Genomic DNA, 24790 nt, shown 5'->3' with positions numbered 1-24790 from the left:
AAATGAAAATAAAAAATACAATTGCTTTGGCAATAGGCGTTGTTTTAGCATCGGTTTCATCGAATGCTCAAACCACAACATTCAAAAAAGAGGAATTCAAACAATGGGCACAAACGCCTCCAATGGGTTGGAACAGTTGGGATTGCTACGGTTCTACAGTCGAAGAACACGAAGTAAAAGCCAACGCCGATTATATGGTAAAAAACCTGAAAAAATTTGGTTGGGAATATGTCGTAGTCGATATCAGATGGTTTGTAGAAAATGACAAAGCAGGCGGATACAATCAAACAGATCCGCGTTATGTAATCGATCAGTACGGAAGATATTTGCCGGCTTTAAATCGTTTTCCATCTGCAAAAGACGGACAAGGATTTAAACCTTTGGCAGATTATATCCATAAAAAAGGATTGAAATTCGGGATTCATATTATGCGCGGAATTCCTAAAAAAGCCGTTGAAGACAAATTGCCTATCAAAGGTACAAACGGAATCACAGCTGATAAGATTTATTCTACAGCATTGCAATGCGAATGGTTAAGAGACAATTATACTGTTGTTGAAGACAAGCCGGGAGCACAGGAATATTACGATTCGTTATTTGAATTGTACGCACAATGGGGCGTTGATTTTATTAAAATCGATGATTTATCAAGACCGTATCACGAAGGAGAAATTAACCTGATCAGAAACGCAATCGACAAATGCGGACGTAAAATTGTATTGAGTACTTCACCGGGAGAAACGCCTATCACTGCCGCGCCACACGTAACCACTCACGCCAATATGTGGAGAATGGTAGATGACGTTTGGGATACCTGGCCACACATTACACACTTGATGAATGTTGCTCAAAAATGGTATCCTTACATTGCGCCGGGAACATGGCCGGACTGCGATATGATTCCGCTTGGACGTATTTCTTTAAGAGGAGAACGTGGCGAAGACAGAATGTCCCGTTTGACAAAAGACGAGCAATATACTTTGATTACTTTCTTTAATATTTTTAAATCGCCTTTGTTTTTTGGTGGAGATTTACCAAGTAACGACGCTTTTACTTTATCATTATTAACCAATAAAGAAGTGGTGAAAATGCACAATGAAAGTACCGATGTAAAACAGCTTTTCCAGAAAGACGGAAAAATAGCGGTGACTTCAAAAAATCCTAAAGACGGAAGTGTTTATCTGGCTTTATTCAATATCTCGGACAATGCGACAGAAACGATTTCGGTAAATTTATCAGATCTTGGAATTTCAGGTTCAGTTCAGGCTGTTAATTTATGGACAGGGGAGAAATCGACAGTTTCAGCAGCAGCCGTTTCAGCAGCATTAAAACCTCATAGCTCAGTACTTTTTCAATTAAAAGCTAAAAAATAATGAAAAAGCTTTTACTGCGTCATCGAATTCTGATTGTACTTTTTACAGTTTTTATTTCATTTGCATTTGGTATAAAATCAAAAGAAGACAAACCAGACAAGGTATATCTTTTCGCATACTCCACATTAAAAAATAATGGAAAAAACGGGCTTCATTTTGCCTGGAGTACAGATCAGAAAAACTGGTTTGGTGTAGGTCCTGAACATTCTTTTTTAAAATCAGATTATGGGAGTTGGGGACCTGAGGGTAAATCAATGTCGGAAGCTTTTTTGATTCAGGATGATAAAGGAATTTTTCATTGTTTTTGGGGAGTGCACGACGATGTTTTTGCAGCTGCTTCAAGTAAAGATTTGATTAACTGGACAAGACAAAGTTACATTCAGGCAATGAAAAATGTAACGAAAAATGAATCAGGAAAACCAATTATTCAAAACATAAAAGTCAGCAAAAAAGCAGGAGAATATACCATTCATTGGAAAGCAGACAACGCAAATTACGCTAGTTTTACCAAAGATTTTAAAACATATTCTAAAGCAATAATTGATGACAATAAAGTTCCTCAGTTTAGTGAAATCACATTACAGGGAGAAACCCAAAAAGGAACTATTACTGAAGTCGATTGGACTTTAGTTGATTCGCTGATAAAAAACATGGAATCATCAAGGCTTAGGGACAAACAAGATAATACTTCGCCCAAAAGTGATAGTTTGCTGTTTGTTGGACTGAAACCTGTAAAGGCTCAAATTAGCATTGATGGAAAAGATGCTAAAAAAATAAGCAATATGCTTACGGGAATGTTTTTTGAAGATATTAATTACGCTGCAGATGGTGGTTTATATGCTGAATTGATCCAGAATCGTGATTTTGAATATTTGTTACACGATAAAAAGGGCAGCGATAAAAACTGGAATGAAACAATGGCCTGGAGTGGAAATTTTAAGGTAGAAAAGGAAAATCCAATTCATCCTAATAATTCACATTATGCTGTGCTTACAAATAGTAAAATCAGCAATTCAGGTTTTGACGGAATTCCGCTTAAAGCGAATGAAAAATACGATTTCATTGTTTTTGCAAAAGGAGCAAAATTTACGGTAAAATTAATTGGGGCTAACGGAGAAACTTTGGCGGAAGCCGCACTAAAACCCAATACTTCATGGAAAAAAATTAGCGCAGTGCTAAAAGTATCCAAAACAGTAAGCGATGCTCATTTAGAAATTAGTTCTGATGGAGAAGTTGCCGTTGATATGGTATCTCTTTTTCCTCAAAAAACGTTCAAAAATCATAAAAACGGACTTCGTGCTGATTTGGCTGAAACAATTGCGGATATGCATCCAAAGTTTGTTCGCTTTCCTGGTGGTTGTGTGGCTCACGGCGATGGAATAGGAAATATTTACCGTTGGAAAAATACTATTGGACCTTTAGAAAGCCGAACTCCAATGCGTAATATTTGGGGATATCATCAATCACTTGGATTAGGATATTTTGAATATTTTCAGTTTTGTGAAGATTTAGGTGCGCTTCCTGTTCCGGTTTTGGCGGCAGGAGTTCCGTGCCAAAATTCATCTGATGGTGGTGCCGGACAACAATTTGGTATTCCGATGGAGGACATGGATGAATATGTACAGGATGTTCTGGATTTAATTGAATATGCCAACGGACCCGTGACAAGTGTTTGGGGTAAAAAACGTGCCGAAGCAGGGCATCCTAAACCTTTTAATTTAAAATATGTTGGTATTGGCAATGAAGATTTAATTAGTGATGTTTTTGAAGAACGTTATAGAATGATTGTAAAAGCCGTGCAGAAAAAATATCTGGAAATTATCATTATTGGTACTGTTGGACCCTTTTTTGAAGGCACAGATTATAACGAAGGATGGGCAATTGCCGATGATTTGAAACTGCCAATTGTAGACGAACATTATTATCAAAGTCCGGGCTGGTTTATTAATAATCAGAATTTTTATGACAGCTACGACCGTTCTAAATCAAAAGTGTATTTGGGAGAATATGCATCTCGTGGCAATAAATTTTACAATGCTTTAGCCGAGGCTCTATACCTTACTGCTATTGAACGAAATGGCGATGTAGTTACAATGGCTTCTTATGCGCCTTTATTAGCTCGTGAAAAACACACGCAATGGAATCCTGATTTGATTTATTTTACAGGAAATGAAGTAAAACCAACAGTAAATTATTTTGTACAGAAATTGTACGGACAAAATCCTGGTGATATTTATTTACAGCCTAAAATAAAATTATCAGATGCAAATAATGAAGTTCATAAGCGAATTGGTGTTTCAGTGGTTCAGGATAATGCTTCAGGAGATTTGATTGTAAAGTTGGTCAATATGCTTCCGGTTGCCGTAATTCCATCAATAGATGTATCGAATTTAACGACGACTGAAAATGCAAGTTATACTACATTTTCAGGAAGTCCTGAGAGCACAACTGCCAGACCAATATCTCAAACGATAACGGTTAAGGCAGCCTTTTCAAAAGAATTGCCTGCTTATTCATTTACTGTGATTCGTATTAAAACTAAATAATTTTTCAACTATTTAAAGTTATATTTTTTGAAAGTTGAAAACCATAAACAGAATAGATAATGAAAAAAACACATTTTAGTCTTGTATTATTTTTAATGATTTTTAATTTCTTACAAGCTCAGAATAACCCAAAAGGAACTCCGCCCGTTATTGCAGAGAAAGATTTAACAGCTTATTTATTTGTGTACTTTACAGGAAATTCTGTAGAGGAAGAAGCAGTACGATACGCCATAAGTGCCGATGGTTATCATTATTATCACTTAAATAATAATAAACCGGTCATCGACAGTAAAGCGATTAGTTCAACCGGAGGTGTTCGTGATCCGCACATTTTGCGTGGCGACGATGGCAAAACATTTTATATGGTTTTGACCGATATGACTTCATCAAAAGGCTGGGACAGCAATCGCGCCATGATTTTGCTAAAAAGTACCGATCTGGTAAAATGGGAAAGCAGCGTAGTAAATATTCAAACTACTTTTCCTGGAAATGAAAACCTAAAACGTGTTTGGGCACCGCAAACCATTTACGATGCAAAAGCAGGAAAGTATTTAATTTATTTCAGTCTACAGCATGCAGGAGGTCCGGATAAAATTTATTACGCTTATGCGAATAAAGATTTCACCGCTCTTGAAAGCGCTCCAAAATTATTGTTTGTACCAAAATCAGAGCGAGCTTCTATTGACGGAGATATTATCGAAAAAGATGGAGTTTATCATCTTTTCTATAAAACCGAAGGAGGAAAAGCCGGAATAAAAGTGGCAACAACTACAGATTTGACTTCAGGAAAATGGACAGAAAACGACAATTATCTGCAGCAAACCAATGATGGAGTTGAAGGTTCGAGCGTTTTCAAACTCAACAATTCTGACGATTATATCCTGATGTACGATGTGTATACGAAAGGAAAATATCAGTTTACCAAAACCAAAGATCTGGAGAATTTTACTGTAATTGACAATGATATTTCAATGGATTTTAATCCTCGTCACGGAACCATTTTACCTATCACACGTTCTGAGTTGAAAAGACTTGTGGCCAAATGGGGAATGCCGGAGAAATTTCCAAAAATAAATAATAATCCGGCTCTTGAAGGGTATTATGCTGATCCTGAAATTTTATATTCAAATAAAACCAAGAAATATTATATCTATCCAACCAGTGACGGATTTGATGGTTGGTCAGGTAACTATTTTAAAACCTTTTCATCAGATAATTTAACCGACTGGAAAGACGAAGGAATTATTGTAGATCTTAGAAAAGATGTAAGCTGGGCCAACAGAAATGCCTGGGCGCCTTGTATTGTCGAGAAAAAGATCAAAGGAAAATACAAGTATTTCTATTATTTTACAGCAGCTCAAAAAGTAGGAGTAGCTTCATCAGATAATCCTACGGGACCATTTACAGACAGCGGAAAAGCTTTGGTAAACACAAGACCGGAAGGTATAAAAGGCGGTCAGGAGATCGATCCGGATGTTTTTACAGATCCTAAAACCGGTAAAAGTTATTTGTATTGGGGGAATGGATATATGGCTGTAGCCGAATTGAATGCCGATATGATCTCGCTTAAAAAAGGGACTACAAAAGTCATCAAAGTAGACAATACTTATCGTGAAGGAACCTATGTGATTTACAGAAACGGGCAATACTATTTCTTGTGGAGCGAAGACGATACAAGAAGCCCAAATTACAAAGTAAGATATGGAGTTTCAAAATCGCCTTTAGGACCAATAGAAATTCCGGAAAACAATATTGTTATACAAGGAAATCCTGCTGAAGGAATTTATGCAACGGGACATAATTCTGTGCTGCAAATTCCAAATAAGGACGAATGGTACATTGTTTATCATCGTTTTTCATATCCAACAGGAATAAAAATGGGAGATGCAGGCGGTTTTCACCGTGAAGTTTGCATCGATAAACTGGAGTTTAATCAGGATGGGACTATTAAACAGGTAACTCCAACACATTTGGGCATAAAAGCAATTAAATAATTTTATATATTAATTTTGGTCAGTAAGGGCTATTTCTTTGGATAGAAATAGTCCTTATTTTTTTTATATGATTCTCAAAAACAGGTACAATAAGAAAATGTTTTAATAAAATAAATAATAAAGGGAGAGGACGTAAATAGAAGTAAAAATTTACATTTTAGATTTAATTACAACTTTTAGTTATATTCTATAAGAGGGTTTGTAGGAAAAAAAAACGAGAGAATGCGTAATATTGCGTAGAAGAATATTGTTTTAAAATAATTATGAAATTGTTTTTTTAGCTGTTTCCATTAATTCTTTACTACAATAAGTACATTTTTTTTTAAAATAATCCCCCAATTATTATGTTCTTTACCCTCACTCATGACCAAGTTCAATTTCAGTATGGATCTAATCGATGGCAATACAGCTATAATGAGATTGTAGAGCTTGGTTTACTCAAAAAAAAGAAGTCTTATCTTCTTGAAAATTGCACTTTTATTGCAGTAACCGCGTTGGCATATTATTGCATGGTTTTTTCTAATTTATCTGAGTTGTACTATATAGGGCCTACCTTATTGGTATATACAATTCTTATTATTTTGAGATTTCATAACGACATTGAATTTGAATACTATGTCATTGTGAGAGATATTTATAAAAAAGAAATCAAGGTAAAAATTAATGGTTTAGATCGTTCTGCAATAGGAAAACAGATCGATCATTTCTTAAATCTAAATTTTAACCGATTACTGCAAACAACAAACAACAACCTATAAAATAAAGCAATGTTAGTATCAGGAATTTCCCCTTACGATTTAGTTTTGATGGCAGCGGCTATTTTATATGGTTTTATAATTACGACTAAAAAAAAATGAAAGCACATTATCACGTTAACCTACTATTGTGGTAGTATGTTATTAAACCTTCAATTAGTATAGCTATACTACTAAAAGTTTAATGCCGGTCAGTTTTAGCTATACAAAATACCCCAAATAAAATTATGACCAGTTCGATAAAAAATAAAATTAAAAGCATTAGAGAATTAAAAAATTATACCCAGGAATATATGGCGGATCAATTAGGAGTTACACAGGCAGGTTATAGTAAAATTGAAAAAGGAAAAACAATTCTTTCCTATGTAAAATTGGTCGAAATTGCCCGAATTCTCGAGGTTAGTGTAGAAGATGTTATTAGCTTTGACAGTCAGAGATATTTTAATAATGTCAATAAAGTCAGAGGAAACAATAACGGAAGTATTCAAATTAACTCTGATAATAGTGCTACTCTCAAAGTACTGTATGAAGATAAAATAAGGCTCTTAGAAAAATTATTAAGCAAAACAGAAGAAGAGTTATGTCGTTATAAAGACAAATTTGGACAAATTTAAAGTGCTCATTATTAAAATAGTACTTTATCAGTTTATTTTACCAAAGGGTGTTTGAAATTTTTCAGGCACCCTTTTTATTTTTGTATTAAAAAATCACTAAAAGTGAGTATTGTGTATGGTGAAAAAGCGATATAAATTGGTTCGAATATTTTTTTAGAAATGAAATCAAAGATAAGCTTAATTGTATCCATACTGTTATTTTGTAGCTGCACCACTACTACCTTGTCCGGTTATGTGTATGATTATGATACTGAACGGCCAATTAAAAATGTGCAGATAGATATTAACGAAAATACAACCAAAACCGATAGCGCAGGATATTTTAGCATACAAGTAAAAACTAATAAAAGTTGTAAAATACTTTTAAGAAAAAGTGGTTACGCTGCAAAAAGAATCAATCGGTCACCGGATTCTCTTGGGGCATTTTCAAAAAGGAATCTTAACAAGGTCAGGATTTATTTGTTTAATAAGAATAGCGATTTTCATCAGTAAAAAAAATATTTTTTATTTCCACAGGTTTTGGAGTGGATTGTAACTATATCAAAACTTAAAAAATTCAGACAATAAAAAAACGGAGTCGCATAACTCCGTTTTTTTATAATTATAAAATTATTTTATACCGTTTGATCATCTGTAGTTGCGTCAGCTGCATTTGTTTTTACCGATACAATTCCGCTATCTCTTGCAGAAGTACTTTCATACATTTCACTTGATCCAATGATTTGACCGTTGCTGGCTTTTAGATTAAAATACGGTTTCCCGCTCTTGGATTCCTGCTTATCAAATTTAGAATCATCCTTAGAATTTGTTTTCACAGATTCAATTCCGTTTAAGCAAGCCGCTTTTGAAGAATAACCTTCACTACTCAAAATAGTCTGGCCGTTACCCGCTTTTAAATTAAATTGGAATTCACCATTGGTTCTTTTAGTAATTACAAATTTTCCCATGTAGTTTTATTTAAGTTAAATATTATTATTTTGCTACAGATAAAAATACAAAACTTCGTCCTATAAATCATACAAATACAAAAAATAATAATTGATTATCAGAAAATTATCAATATAATAAAGTTACACCATTTAGTGATTTCAGTATACTCTTTGCTTGTTGTCAGTTCCCCATTCTAAAATCGGTAACGCTTTTTTGATCTAAGCTAATTTCCTCAAAAACACTTTGTGTTCCTCTATCTACAGGACATTGTGTACTAATTCCCATCCAGATTGTTTTAGGATAATTGTTTTTGTACAAACGAACCATTTGCCAGTTTTTTTTATCCAAAGAATAGTAGTTGGCCACTGTTTTGGTATCTGATGATATTTTCATGTAAACTGTTGGAGTTTTTACAATATCATGATTGTTATCGTCAGAAGTTCCAATGGTACGAACCGACACCATGCGATGATTGCCGCGTTCGTCTTGCTCAAAACAAAACTTTTGATAGAAATTATCATGCACATAAATATATAAAACACCCGCATTGTATAATCCCTTCTCTGTAAACTCAGGTGTTACTTTTGCAACTAAAGTAAAAGGTTTTGTATTATCAACTTTCGAAAGCAGGATAGGAGCAGTATTGTTGGATAATTCACCATTTGGATCAGAAAAATAATCTTTCTTTTCGCCTGCGCGGAAAATTACTTTGCCATTCGCATCGGCTTTCGCCAAAGTATCAGCGCCATTAACAGATTTTGTAAAATGAATATTAGCAAGTTTAATATCGCAAGGGCTGCCGTTTACAAAGGCTGAATCTATTTTCTTGTTGTTTTTTGAAGCCGTTTCAGATACTTCTTTTTGATTATTATTTCCGCAGGCCGATAATAAAGTTAAACCGGATAAAAGACAGAAAACATACATTTTTGATTTCATAAAGTGATTTTTTTTAATATAAAAATTATATTTTAGTGGATCAAAAATACCATTGCTTTCCAAAAGCCACAATACGTAAAATTAACCATTTTAATCCTGTTTATGTCAAATGTATCCGTCGAGAATCAATTATCAGCTGCTTTATTAGAACAAACATTTTCGATAGAAGAATGCAATGATATAGAAACATTCAAAAAATTGGTAGCAGGTTATGTAAGCCTCGATCAGTGTGTGGCCGTTTTATCAGATTTTCAAGCCGATTGCAGTTATATTTACGCCGGTAATTTTGGTAAAGTATTTGGTTTACCTGCTGAAAACTCCATGATCGATTCTGCTTTTGAGGAATGTATCTTTACCAAAATTCATCCAGACGATTTAATAGAGCGTCATATTCTGGAACTCAATTATTTTCAATATCTAAAAACTTTACCGTATCAGGACAGCTACAAATACAGTACATCAAGCCGCATACGAACTCAGAATACCCTTGAAAACTGTGCCTACATCAATCACAGAACGATTTACCTAAAAAGCTTTAGTAATGGAAGCATTTGGCTGGCATTATGTCTTTACGCACCATCGGCAGATATTCAGCCCCGTTTAGGAATCGATGGAAAAATTGTGAATATTGAAACGGGTGAAGTTATTGCTATCGAAAAATACAAGCATTACGAACAAACATTACTTTCAAAAAGAGAGCTCGAAATCCTTACACTGGTTGCAAAAGGAAGTAATAGTGCACAAATTGCAACACAACTCAATATTTCGGTTTATACCGTACGCCGACACAGACAAAACATTATCGAAAAAATGAAAGTATCCAATACTACTGAAGCAGTAAAAACGGCAATGGTTATGGGAATCATTTCGATTTAAATATCGGGATTAAAAATATTTTTTTTGAGTTAATACTTTAAGCCGTTTAAATCTTCGGCAAGAAAATAATTATCTATTTTTGTTAAGCACGATTTATTAGTATGAAGGAAATAAGCGAGATTCTAAAAGCACATTCTCAGGCAAAAGCGACTGGAAAAAAGACAGCACTTGCCACCGTGGTAAAGGTTGAAGGTTCTTCGTACCGTCAGCCTGGAGCCCGCATGCTTGTTACCGAGGATGGTTTGCTTACTGGCGCCATTAGCGGTGGCTGTTTAGAAGGTGATGCATTGCGAAAAGCGCTGCTGTCAATCCATCAGCAGCAAAATAAATTAATTACTTATAATACAAGTAATGAAGATGATAGCGAAGTAGGTTTGCAATTAGGATGTAACGGAATTGTTCATATTCTTTTTGAATATATTGATGATGCGGTAGAGAATAATCCGATACAGCTTTTACAGCAATTAGAATTCGAACGAAAAGATGCTGTCGTGGCAACGGTTTTTTCATTAAAAAGACAAGCGGCCCAACAAGGAACCCTATTGTTTTATAGGGAAAATGAAACGCCAATTTACGCTAATAATACTGCACTTAATATACTGGAAGATGTAAAGCAAGCATTGAAGATCAAAGCAACTGTGGTAAGACAGCTTCATGACGAACAAGAGAATGAGGTTTTGGCAGACTATATAAATCCTCCCGTTTCTCTGGTGATTGTTGGAGCAGGAAATGACGTTCAGCCATTGGTAAAAATGACTTCCTTATTAGGTTGGGAAATTACCATTGGCGAAGGCCGCGCTACACATGCTACAAAAAAGAGATTTCCGGAAGCCAAAAATGTATTTGTTGTAAAACCGGAACAGCTATTAGAAAATATAAGTATCGATGCACAAACGTATTTTGTCCTGATCACACACAATTATAAATACGATTTGGCTGTTTTAAAGCTTTTGGTACAAACCAATTGCAACTATATTGGAATTTTAGGTCCTAAAACAAAACTCAATCGTATGCTTGATGATTTGAATAGTGAAGGCATACAATTGACAGAAGAAAAGCTTACTACCATTTACGGCCCAATAGGACTTGATTTGGGCGCAGAAACAGCAGAAGAAATTGCCTTATCGATTGTGGCTGAAATTAAAGCGGTAATGAGCGGCAAACAAGGTGTTTCATTAAAGTATAAAACAGAAAAAATACATAGTTCAACCCGTACATCTCTGGTTTAATATGAAAGAGCTAACAGGAATTGTTATTTTAGCAGCCGGAAGTTCTTCAAGATTAGGACAGCCCAAACAATTGCTTTGGTATAAAAACGCTACTCTTTTAAAAAACACAATTGCCGAAGCTTCTCAGGTAGCAAACAGCGCCATTATAGTCGTTACAGGATCTAATCACGAATTGATAGAAAAGGAAATCACCAATCCCAAAATAAAAACAATCTTTAATCCTGATTGGGAGTTAGGAATGTCATCTTCTATTGCAACAGGTTTAAAAGAATTACTACGTTTATATCCTGACATCACAAAAAGCATTTTCACTGTTTGTGATCAGCCCTATATTACAACTATTGTTTTTGAGAATTTAATAAGCGAACAGCAAAAAACAGCAAAAGGAATTATAGCATCTGCCTACTCAGAAACGGCAGGAACACCGGTACTTTTTCATCAAAAATATTTCACCGAATTGCTACAGCTAAAAGGTCAGGAAGGTGCAAAAAAAATAATCAATAAATTTTTTGAAGACACCGCTGCAGTTCCTTTCGAAAAAGGCAATATAGATATCGATACTATTGAGGATTATAATAAGCTTATTTCTTAAAAAGAGGTTCAAAGGTTCAGAGGAACAAAGCGACAAAGGTTTAGAGGTAAAAAACAGGAAAATCTCTAAAATAATATTTCGTTTCGAAATATTGGTGTAAATTTACACCAACTTAAAATTATTGTTATGACACGACAAAGTATATCATTAACTGCACCAAACGAAGAGTGGCTTAAGAATCAGGTTAAAGCGGAAGAATTTAGTAGTAAAAGTGAAGCTATTAACTATTTGATTAAGCAAGCTCGTACACAAGAGGAATACTATGAATTTGTGAGAGCTAAAATAGATAAGGGAGAAAAAAGCGGTCTTACAAAAAAACAAACAAGAGAAGAAATGTTAGCAGAATTCAAAGAAGGTCTGCCTAATGTATAGTTATTTTTTAAGTAACGAAGCCAAAGAAGATTTACGAAGAATTTATTATTATGGAGTTGGTAAGTTTGGTGTTAATCAGGCGGATAAATATTTTAATATGTTCTATGATTGTTTTGATAGAATAGAGGAAAATCCTTTTTTATTTCCATCAGCCGACTATATCAAAAAAGGATATCGTTATTGTGTTTGTGGAGTTGATACGATCTACTATCAAATCATAGATAAAAGAATAGAGATTATTACCATTATTGGAAGGCAAGATTTTTAATAGAAATCCTTTGATATAAGCTCTTCAAATCTTCTCGACTTGGCGAGAAATTATTAAGTATTAAAAAAAAATTAGTGTCTTCGAGCCTTTGTGGCCAAAAAAAACATGTCGCTCCGCTGGAGCTTTTTTTCATAGTCACATTATTAGCTATAAATATATCGCTTCTCCGAAGCTTAAAAAAAAGAAACGTTGCTACTTAGCAAGAAATCATAAGCTAAAGAAATAAAAAACTTTGCGACTTCGCGTCTTTGCGAGAAATTATTAAACATAAAAAAGCGACTTTCTCAGAAATCATTAAGCAAATAAAAAAAACTTTGTGCCCTAGCGCCTTCGTGGCAAAAAACAAAAAACTAAAGCTCTCTTACCAAAGCACAAACCCTCTCAATCGTCAAAAAAATTTCTTCTTGAGTTGTAAATTTCCCTAAACTAAAACGAATCGAACTCAAAGCATTTTCATCAGATAACCCCAAAGCCTTTAATACGTGCGAAGGTTCGGATGTAACAGCAGAACAGGAAGAACCGTTAGAAACTGAAATATTTTGCAAAGCCAGAATAAGACTTTCAGAATTCACTCCGGGAAAGCAAATATTCGACGTATTATATATTCGGTTTGTAGTGTTTCCGTTTACAAACGATCCTTCAATTTGTAGTAAAGATTTTTCAAGATGATCTCTAAGTTTTTGTATTCTTTCCTGATCTTTTTTCATTTCAGCTTTCGCAATTTCGCAGGCTTTTCCCAGACCAATAATTCCGGGAACATTTAACGTCCCGCTGCGTAATTTGCGTTGTTGTCCGCCGCCGTGTATTTGTGGAGTTAATTTTATTTTCGCTTTCGCGGAAAGATACAAAGCACCTACACCTTTTGGGCCGTAAAATTTATGTGCCGAAAGAGCCAGAAGATCAATGCCTGATTTTTGTACATCAACAGCCATTTTACCAACAGCCTGAGTGGCATCACACATAAAAAGAGCCTTTTTTGCATGAACGATTGCAGCTATTGTATCAATGTCCTGAATTACACCAATTTCATTATTGACCATCATTACAATAACCATTAAGGTTTGATCAGTAATAGAGTCGTTTAAAAGCTGAAGATCTAAAATACCATCAGAATCCACGGGCAGATAAGAAACCTCAAAACCAATACTTTCCATAAATTGGCAAGTATCCAAAACAGCTTTATGTTCTGTACTAACCGTAACAATATGTTTTTTATTTTGATTTGAGAACCCTTTTATAGCTAAGTTGATTGATTCTGTTGCGCCTGAGGTAAAAATTATTTCTTCCGGATTTGCCCCAATCAGGTTCGCAGTTTGCCAGACAGCATTTTCGACAGCTTCATGTATGGTTAAACCTGCTAAATGACTGCTGCTCGCATTTGCATAAGCAGTGGTAAAATAGGGAAGCATAACATCCAGTACACGTTGATCAAGTTGGGTAGTAGCGTTGTTATCGAGGTAAATGGTTTGCTGTAGGGACATTTTTAAATTCTTAATAAAGTAAAAATACAATTTTGTTATTTAAATCTAATTTTTTTAATGATTCTAAATTGCATTTAAAATGGTGTTTATGTGAATTTTGTAATTTTTTGTCGCATAGGATTCCTAAATTTGTTAGGAGTAACATAAGATTTTTATTAATTTAAAACAGTATGCATGGCTGCCAAACGAACAATTAGAAACAAAGCAGTAGAAGAAGAAGCCAATTCTTCACGTCGTGATTTTATAAAAAAATCCGGTTTATTCACTGCACTTGCTTTGACCCCGCCTTCATTGGTGATGGCTTCTGATAATAAATGGGATGAAAAAATTGCAGAATATTTAGAGACCGTTCCGTTATCGCTTGAAGTAAACGGCGTGAAACACAATCTAAATATAGAGCCCAGAACCACGCTGCTTGATTTATTAAGAGAACAATTGTTGCTTACCGGAACCAAAAAAGGCTGCGATCATGGGCAATGCGGCGCTTGTACAGTTCATGTAAATGGTACCAGAATACTATCTTGTCTGTCATTGGCATCCATGCAGCAAAACGTTCAGGTAACCACCATCGAAGGACTTTCAAAAGGGAAAAAACTACATCCCATGCAGGAAGCTTTCATTAAAAACGATGGTTTTCAATGTGGCTATTGTACCCCCGGACAAATTATGTCAGGTATAGCCTGTATCAAAGAAGGTCATGCCAATAGCAGAGAAGAAATTAGGGAATATATGAGCGGAAATATCTGCAGATGCGGAGCTTATCATAATATTGTTGATGCTATTACAGAAGTTAAGGAAGGAGGGAAGCTAGTATGAAAAACTTTCAGATCATAAGAGCATTATCATCAAAATCAGCAGTAACTACTATTGCCAAAGAAAACTCAGCAATGTTTATTGCCGGAGGAACCAATCTGGTCGATTTGATGAAGAAAAATGTTGTCGCTCCTGATAAACTTATAGATATTAACGGAGTAGATTTAAAAAAGATAGAATTCCTGACAGGAAAAGTTTCAATTGGCGCAATGGCCAAAAACAGTCAGGTTGCCGAAGATAAAACAATACAGGAAAAATATCCTTTACTGGCATTGGCACTAGCTGCCGGTGCATCGCAGCAAATTAGGCATATGGCTAGCGTAGGAGGAAATATGTTACAGCGTACCCGTTGTTCTTATTTTTATAATACTGACATGCCCTGCAATAAACGAACTCCCAAAAGTGGCTGCGGCGCCATTGGCGGATCTAATAGAATGCATGCCATTTTTGGTGCTTCGGATAGTTGTATTGCAGTGCATCCCAGTGATATGTGTGTGGCACTTGCAGCTTTAGACGCTACCGTTTTTGTTGAAGGCCCTAAAGGAAAAAGAGAAATTAAGTTTACTGATTTTCATAGGCTTCCAGGCAATATGCCCGAAAAAGACAATACACTTGAAAATAAAGAAATCATTACTTCAATCGAGATTCCTAATAATAATTTTGCGAAGTACAGTCACTATCTAAAAGTTCGCGACAGAACCAGTTATGCTTTTGCATTAATATCTGTTGCCGTAGGTTTAGATATTCAAAATAATACGATTAAAGATGCAAGGCTTGCAATGGGCGGCGTGGCGCATAAACCATGGAGACTGACAGAAGCAGAAGAATTTTTGAAAGGAAAAACAGTTTCTGAAACCACATTCCGGAAAGCAGCTGATTTAGCCATGCATGGTGCAAGAAGTTACGGTGATAATGATTTTAAATTAACACTCGGATCAAATGCCATTACTGAAGCATTAACGATAGCAGCATCTAAATAATTTGAATTATGAGCAAGACAAGTAATATAAATAGAGTTGACGGATTTGCTAAAGTAACAGGTTCAGCAACATATTCAGCCGAGTATAAAACTCCGGGCGTTGCTTATGCATGCCTGGTAGGAAGTACAATTGCCAAGGGAAGAATTAAAACTATCGATACTAAAAAAGCCGAATGGGCGCCGGGAGTTTTAGCAGTAATCACACATCTTAATGTAGATAAACCTGCCGGATACGAACACCCTAAAAAACGGGACAACTTAGGTCAGCCACTTCAGATTTTTAAAGATGATTCGGTTCGTTATTATGATCAGCCCATAGCTTTGGTCATTGCAGATACTTTTGAGCGTATGCAATATGCTGCCAGTCTTATTAAAGCCGATTATTTAAAAGAAGACCATTCGACAGAACTTGAAAAAGTAAAAGATAAAGGAAAAACTCCGGAACGCGCAAAAGATTATCACCGCGGAGTTGAAGATGGATATAAAAATGCAGCAGTAATTCTTGAAGAAGAATACATCATACCAACAGAAGTCCATAATCCAATGGAACTGGCGAATATTATTGCCAAATGGGATGGAAACAAACCTACACTTTATACTAAAAGCCAGGGAGTAGAAGGAACACGTAAAAGTGTTGGTGAAGTATTCGGGATTCCTGCCGCAGATGTTGCTGTAAATTCAGAATATCTTGGAGGTGCTTTTGGGATGGGATTGCATACATGGCCTTATGAAATTGCAGCCCTTATTGGCGCAAAAAAAATAAATCGTCCTGTAAAACTGGTATTGCATAGAGAACAAATGTTTACCAATGTAGGATTTCGACCTTATACGATTCAGAAAATGGGTCTTGGTGCCACCAAAGAAGGCAAGCTAACAGGATTAACGCATGAAGCCATAGCGATGACTTCGAGTTATGAAGATTTTATGGAAGGTACCGTAAACATGTCCCGATTTATTTATGATTGTGCCAATGTTTCGACCCGATATCGTATTGTTCCTCTTGACACTTGTACGCCAATCTGGATGCGTGGGCCGGGAGAAGCAACAGGATCTTTTGCTTTAGAAAGCGCTATGGATGAATTGGCTCATAAACTAAATATGGACCCAATTGAATTTCGTAAACTGAATTATGCCGAGAAAGATCTCGAACAAAATAAACCCTGGAGCAGTAAATATCTTTTAGAATGCTACGAAGGCGGTATGGAACGCATTGGCTGGAAAAACCGTAAAAACAAACCCGGATCTGTTCGTGAAGGCGAATGGCTCGTAGGTTATGGAATGGGAACAGGAACTTTTGGCTGCTATAGAAGTCCAACTTCTGTAAAAGCAAAATTTCTAACCAATGGTACTTTGGTTCTGCAATGTAGTGTAAACGATATGGGACCGGGAACAGCCACTATGATGACCGCAATTGGCGCAGATGTAACCGGAATACCAAGCGAAAATGTAATTATCGAAATGGGAAAAAGCGGTCTTGCCAAAGGACCAACCCAAGGAGGTTCAGCAACCACTTCATCTGTAGGATCAGCAGTAAACGATTCCTGCCAGTTATTAATAACAAAAGCTATTGAACTGGCGAGTAAATCAGATGCCTTGAAAAATATACCAATTGCAGATTTGGCTTTTGTGAATGGTTCAGTAACTTCAAAAAAAGACAGTTCAAAAAGTGTTTCTTTAGGTGCAGTATTAAACGCAAATAAATTAGAAGAATTAGTAGTAGAAAATGAATCAAAAGCTGCAGAGGAGGCAAAGAAATATTCGATTTATTCTTTCTCTGTACATTTTGTAAAAGTGTTGATTAATCCAAATCTTGGAAAAATCAGATTAGCACATGTGGTTTCCTGCGCTGATATCGGGACTGTAATCAATCAGAAAACTTCGGCAGGACAAATGTATGGCGGAGCAGTGGGAGGAATCGGAATGGGATTGATGGAATCTTTAGAAATCGATCACAGATTTGGTCGCCCTATAAATAATAATTTTGCCGATTATCATGTTCCCGTAAACGCTGATATTGAAAAACAGGAAGTATTTTTTGTCAATAAAAAAGATCCTATCAGTAATCCAATGGGAACAAAAGGACTTGGTGAAACGGCCTTGGTAGGAATGGCACCTGCAATTGCCAATGCAGTTTTTAATGCAACAGGAATACGTGTGAGAGATTTACCCATTACGCTGGATAAAATATTAGAAACCGTAAAGGTTTAAAATAAAAAACGAGACATTCAATGTCTCGTTTTTTTGTATCTATTTCAAACATAGCCCATGGTTTCAACCACGGGGACGCAATCAAAAGAAAATAATCCTTATCCAATCCCATGTTCCTGTGGTTGAAACCACAGGCTATGTTATTTGAGATTTCAAGATTTTCGACCAAGTCCCAGCGGGACGAAATATTTTTAGATAATATTTTATGATATGCAACAGAGCCCCGTAGAGGTGAAATATATGTCAATCCGCTGGAGCTTCGTTTTCAAATTGTACATTTTGGTTCTATAAATATATCGCTCCTCAGGAGCTTTTTTTGTATCTATTTCAAACATAGCCCGTGGTTTCAACCACGGGAACACAATCAAAAAACAATCCGTATCCAATCCCACGTTCCCGTGGTTGAAACCACGGGCAATGTTTATATAGTATTGAAAATTATCTACAAAAAAAGGGAGACATTAAAAATGTATCCCTTTTCATATCAAAAAATAATTTAATTATTTAATCGTAATAGGTAATTCAACAGTTGTTTTATCCCAGCCAATAACCAAATTGGCTATAGAACCCTGAGTTGTAAAAGCGATTGATAATGCTTCGATTACTGTAGAAACCGGTTTTACAGGAACTGAAACTCTTACAACATCTTTACTTTCGTCATAAGCATAACCTCCCCATAAATCAAGTTCTTTATTAAGGATGATTGTCCATTTATCTTTTTCAGGAATAGCAAATAAGCTATAAGTACCAGCCGCAATTTTTTTACCATCAATTGTTACTGCTTTGTAGAATTTGATTTCTGTGTTTTCATTCGCACCTACTCTCCAAACTTCACCAAACTTTACAATATCACCAAAAATGGTACGCCCTTTTACAGAAGGTCTTGCGTAAGTAACTTTGACAACAGGATTTGGAGTGTCAGTTTTTTTGAATTTAACTGCTTTGTTCGGGAAATAAGAAATATCAACCGGACTAGCATCAAGCGGAGCAAACTTTACTACTTCCTGAGCTTGAACTGTAAAGACAGCAAATAAAGTAACTGCCAATAAACTTAATTTTTTCATAGGAATACAATTTTTAGAATAACTACAAAGTAAGTTAATAATGAATAAAAATCATATCATTACAGTTTGTTTTTTGTTAATGAATTGATAATAGTTCTTAATTTTATTATTCTTTTTTCTTTTTAGCGTACCAATCCTGCATAATATAAAAAGCTTTCTTCTTTTCGCCATCATTCGAAATTAAACCTTTACGATTGTAACCGTCCTGAATTCCTGGAAGCAATCTTTTTGGCGATCTAAAATCTACGAGAATCCACGGACTTAAACCGCTAAGATGAGGTATTTTTTCGATCATTTTCAGGTTCTGGCTGTATAAGTATTCCTGATATTCCTCTGTCCATCTTTCATTTTTTTCTCCGTGAAAGCCCGCTTTGGCATCTCCTCCAAATTCAGAAACAATTACTGGTTTGTTGTAAGGTGTGTCCCAAAATGTCTTTTCAGCGTTTTCTAAATTTCCGCCATACCAACCCAAATATTGATTGAAAGCAATAATATCAAGTGATTTACCAATTTCATCATCGATCATTCCAACTCCTTTTACATTATGAGTCAATAATGCCGCGCTGATTAATCTTGTATTGTCCAGTGATTTTGTATGTGCTACTAAATTTTTTAAAAATGTATTTCTTGCATCAGAAATTGGGGTTTCATTCGCCATCGACCAAATAATTATACTGGCTCTGTTTTTATCTCTTGTAATAGCCGCTGTCAATTGATCTTGAGCATTTTTATATGTTTTTTCGTTAGTGAATTCAACAGTCCAGTAAACCGGAATTTCTTCCCAAACCATCAAACCTAGTTTATCGGCCAGTCTTATAATGTTTTCATTGTGCGGATAATGTGCCAGACGAACATAATTACAACCCAATTCCTGAGCCCATTTTAATAAACGCAAAGCATCTTCTTCAGAATTCGCACGTCCGCCTTTTGCATTTTCTTCGTGAATAGAAATTCCGCGTAAAAAGATCTGTTTTCCGTTTAGTAAAATTTTGTCTTCCTGAGTTTCGATGGTTCTAAAACCAATATTGTCTTTTAATTTTTGTCCGTTAAAATCAATTACGACATCATATAATTTTGGATTTTCAGGCGACCAATAGGAGATTTTCTTAGCAGGAATTTCAAAATTTACAATTCCGTCAGCAGCCACTTTTGCTTTATAATTGATTTTCAATTCCGGAATCGAAATCGTAACAACATTTTGCGCCGGATTGAAATTGTTGATTTTTAAAAAACCCGAAATCAAAGCCGTATTTCCTTTTTTAAGCTGAATATTATAATCTTCAATAAACGATTCATTCTCTTCGATTAAAGTAACATCGCGCGTGATTCCGCCATAATTCCACCAATCGGTATTCACAGTCGGCACATCTTCTTTATGACGTGTATTATCAACTTTCACTACCAAATAATTGTCTTTAGGTTTTACAATCGAAGTTACTTCATAATTAAAAGGTGTAAAACCACCTTCGTGAGTTCCTAGTTTTTTCCCGTTCAAATAAACATCCGCTTTATAATTAATCGCTCCAAAATAAACAAAAAGGCGTTTTTTATCCTTTAATTCATAATCGAATGATTTCTTAAACCAAACGTTTCCTTCATAATATTTAAGTTCCGGAACCTGAGAATTCCAATCTCCCGGAATAGTAATTTTTGCCGATTTATCAAAATCATATTCTACCAGTTCCTGTTTGTTTGAAGCATGATAATTATTAAAAAAAGCACCATTAGATGGTTTTGCCTGTTTATCGTATTGATCCAGATGAAAGCTGTAAAATCCTGTTTGATATGGATCGATGATATAATTCCAAACACCGTTTAAAGAAGTTGTGGTTCTGTTTGGAACATTCGAGATTAAATTTTGTGCCTGCCCGATAAAAGCAGTTGCTAATAGTAATAAGGTAATTAGTTTTTTCATTCTTATATTTATTTTGATCATTTTATATTCGATGACTACTTATCTTTTCCAGATAAAACAGTTAATTCTTTTATACTAAAATCTGAAAATCTCATCGTTTCATCTTTCATATTAGCAATATCTTTCAAACTGCGATACATTCCCCATTTAGGTCTAATGAAAGAATTGTCAGCGCGAATCGTTTGAATGTTTGAATTGCTGTAATTCATCAAAGTCTTTCCGTCACTTACTTTTTTTATAGTTATGGCATAAGTTCCTTTTAAGCCCACTTTAATGGTTTCTGTTGCTTCAACCCAGGTTCCTTCAAATAAAGACATATTTACTGTTTGGTATTTTATCATTTTTGAAGCTTTATCTTTAACATAAATGATTTCCAGTTGATTAGAACCGTTTGTCATTTTTCTTAAAGTTAAAGTAAACAAAGGATTTCCTGCATCGCCATCAACCGCTTTAATCTGATGAATATGCGTAAAATCCTTAGTAGGTTGAAATCCTGCAGGTATCTTAAAACGCCATTTGTACTGAATAGTTTCGCCAGTTGTTCCTTTTAAATTATCAGGAGAAGGTTCAAATGATTTTATTTCGACACGCTGCCTGTCCGTTTTACCTTTTACAGGTTCATTGTCCGGAGGTGTGTTTGTAACATGTAGATTAAATTCAAAAACATACTTCTTCAGATCATCATCATAAACTTCCGTAATATGACGCCCAAAACTGGGATGAATAGCATCTGGAGCTTCTACGGCGCCGTTTTTAGTTCCACGCGCCAATGCTTTTGTAATTAATTCATAAGTGCCGAGTCCATCAGGGCCATCGGCATTTAGGGTTACTTGTGCATTGGTTATAAAAGTGGTCATTGCTAAAGCAATTCCGTAGAAGATTGTATTTTTCATAATTGTTGATCTTTATTATTTCAGGCGATTCCGAAAAGTTTTTTTGCCACAGATTGTCAGGATTAAAAGGATTTTGTTTCGCGCAGTCCCGATAGCTATCGGGAGCAGATTTAAGCTGATGAGCGTAGATTTGTTCTCATTTTTGTCATTTCGACGGAGGACCCGAGCGATAGCGAACCGGCGAAGCAAATCACAATATCCCGAAGCTTCGGGACGCAAACAAAATCGCCAATCTTTGTAGAGTTACGCGTGTGATCCTTCGTTCCTCAGGATGACAAGATTGTGTGTAAACTTTGCGTCTCTGCGTCTTTGCGCGATTAATCCCGTCCCCAGGATAAAACAAAAAACTTTGCGTTCCCTGCGTAAACCCTTGCGAACTTTGCGGTTAAACCGTTAAGCTAATCAATTCGCAATCTTCAAATATTCTCCTTTAAAACTCTGATTCAAAGCCGTCATTTCAATCGGAATCCCGGCTCCATCAGGAACCACTTCTATCGAAGCCTTTCCATTAGCCATTTTTATCGATTCACTTCCAGTTGGAGTTCCTTGGCTTTTCATCGTTTTTCCCCCTTTTAAACATTGAAAATAAACACTTTCCTCATAATCTAAACAACGTAAATTGTTGTTGTCAATTGCAAATGCCGTTACCAAATAATTGCCGTTTTTTAATTTCTCTGATGATAATTGTAAAGAAGTTGCCGTATCATTTTTATTAAAGCGATAATTTACTTTGATCGTGTCCGAAACTTTTTTTCCGTCTTTTGTTTCTCCAACAGCGATTAAAATATTTTCACCTTTAAGGAAATTCACATCCCAAGTTAAGCCATTTGCGGGATAAAGCGAAAGGTTTCTTTGTTTTTGTCCCAATGATTTCCCCTGATGAAATAAAGTAACCTTTTCGCAATTACTAAAAACACTCAAAGTTCTTGGCGTATTTTCAGGACCTTGACGTTCTGTCCAGGTATGCGATTCGATGTAGGTAAAAGGTTCATTGCTCCAGTAACTTTTAAAAACATAATACGCATCTTTTGGATTTCCGTTACGATCCACAAGTCCTTTTTGATTCATATACGGAATATCATCTTCCGGGCGCAATGGCGTTGCAAAATCCTTAAATGCCCACTGAATATTACCCACAAACGTTGGATCATTCTCGGATATATGCAAGTGCCAGTCGAATAAATCAACGATATAATTCTCGCTCCAATCGCCAATTTGTGCAATATTGGCCACTTTGGTCTGTACAATAGCTTCTTCCCAACCTTCGGCTTTTATGATGTTTTCGCCTGTAATCGGGTTTTCGCTGTGACGGCCGACATGACTGTCTCCACCATATTCAGCGTGAATAAAATGTTTGTATTCTTTTTTATAAACGTCAATTGCTTTTTGGTAACTTTTGTAACTTCCGGAATACCAGCCCGACCAAATAGAAGGGGAGAAGACATCAACAATTTGCGAACCTTCATAATATTTTCTAATCGCGGTTTTTCGCGTTGGATCCATTTTATGTGCGATGTCGTTTAGTTCCGTCAGGAATACATTAGTTTTTTCGGTATTATCTCCGTCAGGAAAATCAGGCAACCAGTTCATTTCATTACCCAAAGACCAAATAATAATACTTGGGTGATTGTAGTTTTGATTGATGATTTCGGCCAGCATATTTTTGGTATTCGTTTGCCAAAGTTCACCGCCAATTCCGCCGCGACACCAAGGCAATTCATCCCAAACCAATAAACCCAGTTCATCGCAGGCTTTGTAAATTTCAGGATCCTGCGGATAATGCGCCAGACGAACAAAATTAGCGCCCATTTTTTTAATCGATTCCATATCTGCATGATGTTGTTCGTTGCTCATCGCAGCACCAACTCCGGCTTGTTCCTCATGACGATGTGTACCGCGAATGAGTAATCGTTTTCCGTTAAGGTAAAACGGACCGTGATCTTTAAATTCAAACCACCTGAAACCCACTTTTTCATTTATGCTGTCTCTGATTTGATTTTTCTCTGATAAAAAAGCAGTGACTTTATAGAGATTCGGCTTTTCGGTATCCCATAATTCAGGATTTTTTAGATTTTCGAATTGAATAGTGGTCGTTTTATCCGAAACCGGAATCGTTTTACTGGCAATCTTTTTCCCTTTTGGATTTTTAAGAATTACTGTTAATGATAAATCTTTTACGTTTTCAGGATTTAAAGTTGAAGCCACAATGTTTAAAGAAGCTTTTTTAGCCGAAACCTCAGGAGTTGTAATTTTTAAATTCTCGATATGATTCTTGTATTTAGACAATAACCAGACATCGCGGGTTATTCCGCCATAAATATAGAAATCACTTTTTTGAGACGGGATCACTTCAATATCATAACTGTTATCCACACGAACAAAAATGTCGTTGTTTCCTTCTTTAATAAAATTGGTAATATCAATAGTAAAACCAATATATCCGCCAATATGTCCGCCGGCTTCTTTACCGTTTACATATACTTTTGTCGTTACATTCGATCCTTCAAAATATAAATAATAAAGCTGATCTTTATCGATAGAGGCGATGTTCAGCTTTTTTTGATACCAGCTTGCATCACGTCTGTAACCCGGATTAAGATCGGTTGCGTCTTCGGCATTCCAGGTATGAGGTAAGTTTAATGAAATCCAATTAGTGGCTTTTTGTGCTTCGCCAAGACTTGGAGTGTGATTTTCCAGATATTGCCAATTGTCATTGATATTCATTTTTGTCTGAGCAAAACTGCTGCTCAGACAAATTTGAAAAAAAACAAAAAGTGCAAAAGTATAAAATGTATTATTTTGGTACGGTGAGGTATTCATAGATTGTAAAGCTTTTTTTTTAAAATAGGGACAGAGGTGCAAAGGGACAAAGGGACAAAGCTATAAAGGTTGTGAGGTTTGAGATTTCAAAGACTCAAAGTATCAGAGATTCAAAGTTCACAACCTTTGTCC

General features: G+C 35.7%; 20 protein-coding genes. 13 read left to right on the top strand and 7 right to left on the bottom strand.

Annotation, left to right across the window (positions count from 1 at the left end; genetic code table 11):
- Positions 1-2 precede the first annotated feature (2 nt).
- The 5 genes from B0M43_RS19830 (at position 3) to B0M43_RS19810 (ending at position 7282) form a co-directional block, all read left to right on the top strand.
- A complete protein-coding gene (locus B0M43_RS19830; protein WP_078007886.1) occupies positions 3-1373 on the top strand; it encodes a glycoside hydrolase family 27 protein in 1371 nt (456 codons plus the stop codon).
- Positions 1373-3919, top strand: coding sequence for an alpha-L-arabinofuranosidase C-terminal domain-containing protein (locus tag B0M43_RS19825; RefSeq protein WP_078007885.1), 2547 nt, complete (start codon positions 1373-1375; stop codon positions 3917-3919). Before B0M43_RS19830 ends, B0M43_RS19825 begins: the two co-directional genes overlap by 1 nt.
- Before the next feature lie 59 nt (positions 3920-3978).
- Positions 3979-5913, top strand: coding sequence for a family 43 glycosylhydrolase (locus tag B0M43_RS19820; RefSeq protein ID WP_078007884.1), 1935 nt, complete (start codon positions 3979-3981; stop codon positions 5911-5913).
- Positions 5914-6257: 344 nt separating this feature from the next.
- Positions 6258-6671: a hypothetical protein gene (locus tag B0M43_RS19815; protein WP_065448968.1), complete on the top strand. Its 414-nt coding sequence runs from the start codon at positions 6258-6260 to the stop codon at positions 6669-6671.
- 224 nt (positions 6672-6895) lie between these two features.
- Positions 6896-7282 carry a helix-turn-helix transcriptional regulator gene (locus tag B0M43_RS19810; protein WP_065448967.1) on the top strand — a complete coding sequence of 129 codons (387 nt, stop codon included), beginning with the start codon at positions 6896-6898 and terminating at the stop codon, positions 7280-7282.
- Positions 7283-7896: 614 nt separating this feature from the next.
- Here B0M43_RS19810 and B0M43_RS19800 read toward each other — a convergent pair.
- Entirely contained in the window at positions 7897-8229 is a 333-nt protein-coding gene (locus tag B0M43_RS19800; RefSeq protein WP_078007882.1) for a YegP family protein, read from the bottom strand.
- Positions 8230-8392: 163 nt separating this feature from the next.
- Positions 8393-9148: a DUF1349 domain-containing protein gene (locus tag B0M43_RS19795; protein WP_078008028.1), complete on the bottom strand. Its 756-nt coding sequence runs from the start codon at positions 9146-9148 to the stop codon at positions 8393-8395.
- A gap of 102 nt (positions 9149-9250) precedes the next feature.
- Between B0M43_RS19795 and B0M43_RS19790 the strand changes: the two genes are divergently transcribed.
- The 5 genes from B0M43_RS19790 (at position 9251) to B0M43_RS19770 (ending at position 12485) form a co-directional block, all read left to right on the top strand.
- Positions 9251-10024, top strand: a complete 774-nt coding sequence (locus B0M43_RS19790) for a response regulator transcription factor (protein ID WP_078007881.1) — start codon at positions 9251-9253, stop codon at positions 10022-10024.
- A gap of 101 nt (positions 10025-10125) precedes the next feature.
- Complete coding sequence (locus B0M43_RS19785; protein ID WP_078007880.1) at positions 10126-11253, top strand: XdhC family protein; 1128 nt, start codon at positions 10126-10128, stop codon at positions 11251-11253.
- A gap of 1 nt (position 11254) precedes the next feature.
- Positions 11255-11845, top strand: coding sequence for an NTP transferase domain-containing protein (locus B0M43_RS19780; protein ID WP_078007879.1), 591 nt, complete (start codon positions 11255-11257; stop codon positions 11843-11845).
- Between the two features lie 126 nt (positions 11846-11971).
- On the top strand, positions 11972-12217 hold the full coding sequence (locus B0M43_RS19775) for a CopG family transcriptional regulator (RefSeq protein WP_078007878.1): 246 nt from the start codon (positions 11972-11974) through the stop codon (positions 12215-12217).
- The gene (locus tag B0M43_RS19770; RefSeq protein ID WP_078007877.1) at positions 12210-12485 is read left to right on the top strand and encodes a type II toxin-antitoxin system RelE/ParE family toxin; all 276 of its coding nucleotides are present in this window, start codon (positions 12210-12212) and stop codon (positions 12483-12485) included. Before B0M43_RS19775 ends, B0M43_RS19770 begins: the two co-directional genes overlap by 8 nt.
- A 350-nt stretch (positions 12486-12835) precedes the next feature.
- Here B0M43_RS19770 and B0M43_RS19765 read toward each other — a convergent pair whose 3' ends face one another.
- Positions 12836-13966, bottom strand: a complete 1131-nt coding sequence (locus tag B0M43_RS19765) for a cysteine desulfurase family protein (RefSeq protein ID WP_078007876.1) — start codon at positions 13964-13966, stop codon at positions 12836-12838.
- Positions 13967-14140: 174 nt separating this feature from the next.
- On the opposite strand from B0M43_RS19765, the gene B0M43_RS19760 reads away from it, so the two are divergent.
- Genes B0M43_RS19760 through B0M43_RS19750 form a run of 3 tightly spaced genes read left to right on the top strand, consistent with a single transcriptional unit; the run spans position 14141 to position 17966 of the window.
- Positions 14141-14782, top strand: a complete 642-nt coding sequence (locus tag B0M43_RS19760; RefSeq protein ID WP_078007875.1) for a (2Fe-2S)-binding protein — start codon at positions 14141-14143, stop codon at positions 14780-14782.
- Entirely contained in the window at positions 14779-15759 is a 981-nt protein-coding gene (locus B0M43_RS19755) for a xanthine dehydrogenase family protein subunit M (RefSeq protein WP_078007874.1), read from the top strand. The genes B0M43_RS19760 and B0M43_RS19755 overlap by 4 nt, the downstream gene beginning before the upstream one ends.
- Positions 15760-15767: 8 nt before the next feature.
- Entirely contained in the window at positions 15768-17966 is a 2199-nt protein-coding gene (locus tag B0M43_RS19750; RefSeq protein WP_078007873.1) for a xanthine dehydrogenase family protein molybdopterin-binding subunit, read from the top strand.
- 500 nt (positions 17967-18466) lie between these two features.
- On the opposite strand, the gene B0M43_RS19745 is transcribed toward B0M43_RS19750, so the two are convergent.
- The 4 genes from B0M43_RS19745 to B0M43_RS19730 form a co-directional block, all read right to left on the bottom strand.
- On the bottom strand, positions 18467-19030 hold the full coding sequence (locus tag B0M43_RS19745; protein WP_078007872.1) for a DUF2911 domain-containing protein: 564 nt from the start codon (positions 19028-19030) through the stop codon (positions 18467-18469).
- A gap of 106 nt (positions 19031-19136) precedes the next feature.
- Positions 19137-20945, bottom strand: coding sequence for a glycoside hydrolase family 2 protein (locus B0M43_RS19740; protein ID WP_078008027.1), 1809 nt, complete (start codon positions 20943-20945; stop codon positions 19137-19139).
- 35 nt (positions 20946-20980) lie between these two features.
- A complete protein-coding gene (locus tag B0M43_RS19735; RefSeq protein ID WP_078007871.1) occupies positions 20981-21838 on the bottom strand; it encodes a heparin lyase I family protein in 858 nt (285 codons plus the stop codon).
- A gap of 402 nt (positions 21839-22240) precedes the next feature.
- Positions 22241-24658 (bottom strand): glycoside hydrolase family 2 TIM barrel-domain containing protein, encoded by a 2418-nt coding sequence (locus B0M43_RS19730; protein WP_078007870.1) that lies wholly within the window; start codon positions 24656-24658, stop codon positions 22241-22243.
- Positions 24659-24790: the final 132 nt, after the last annotated feature.

This window comes from Flavobacterium sp. KBS0721 (genome assembly GCF_002007065.3).
GTDB lineage: Bacteria > Bacteroidota > Bacteroidia > Flavobacteriales > Flavobacteriaceae > Flavobacterium > Flavobacterium piscis.
Note: the sequence above shows the minus strand (reverse complement) of the source record. Positions and strands in the feature narration are given on the sequence as shown.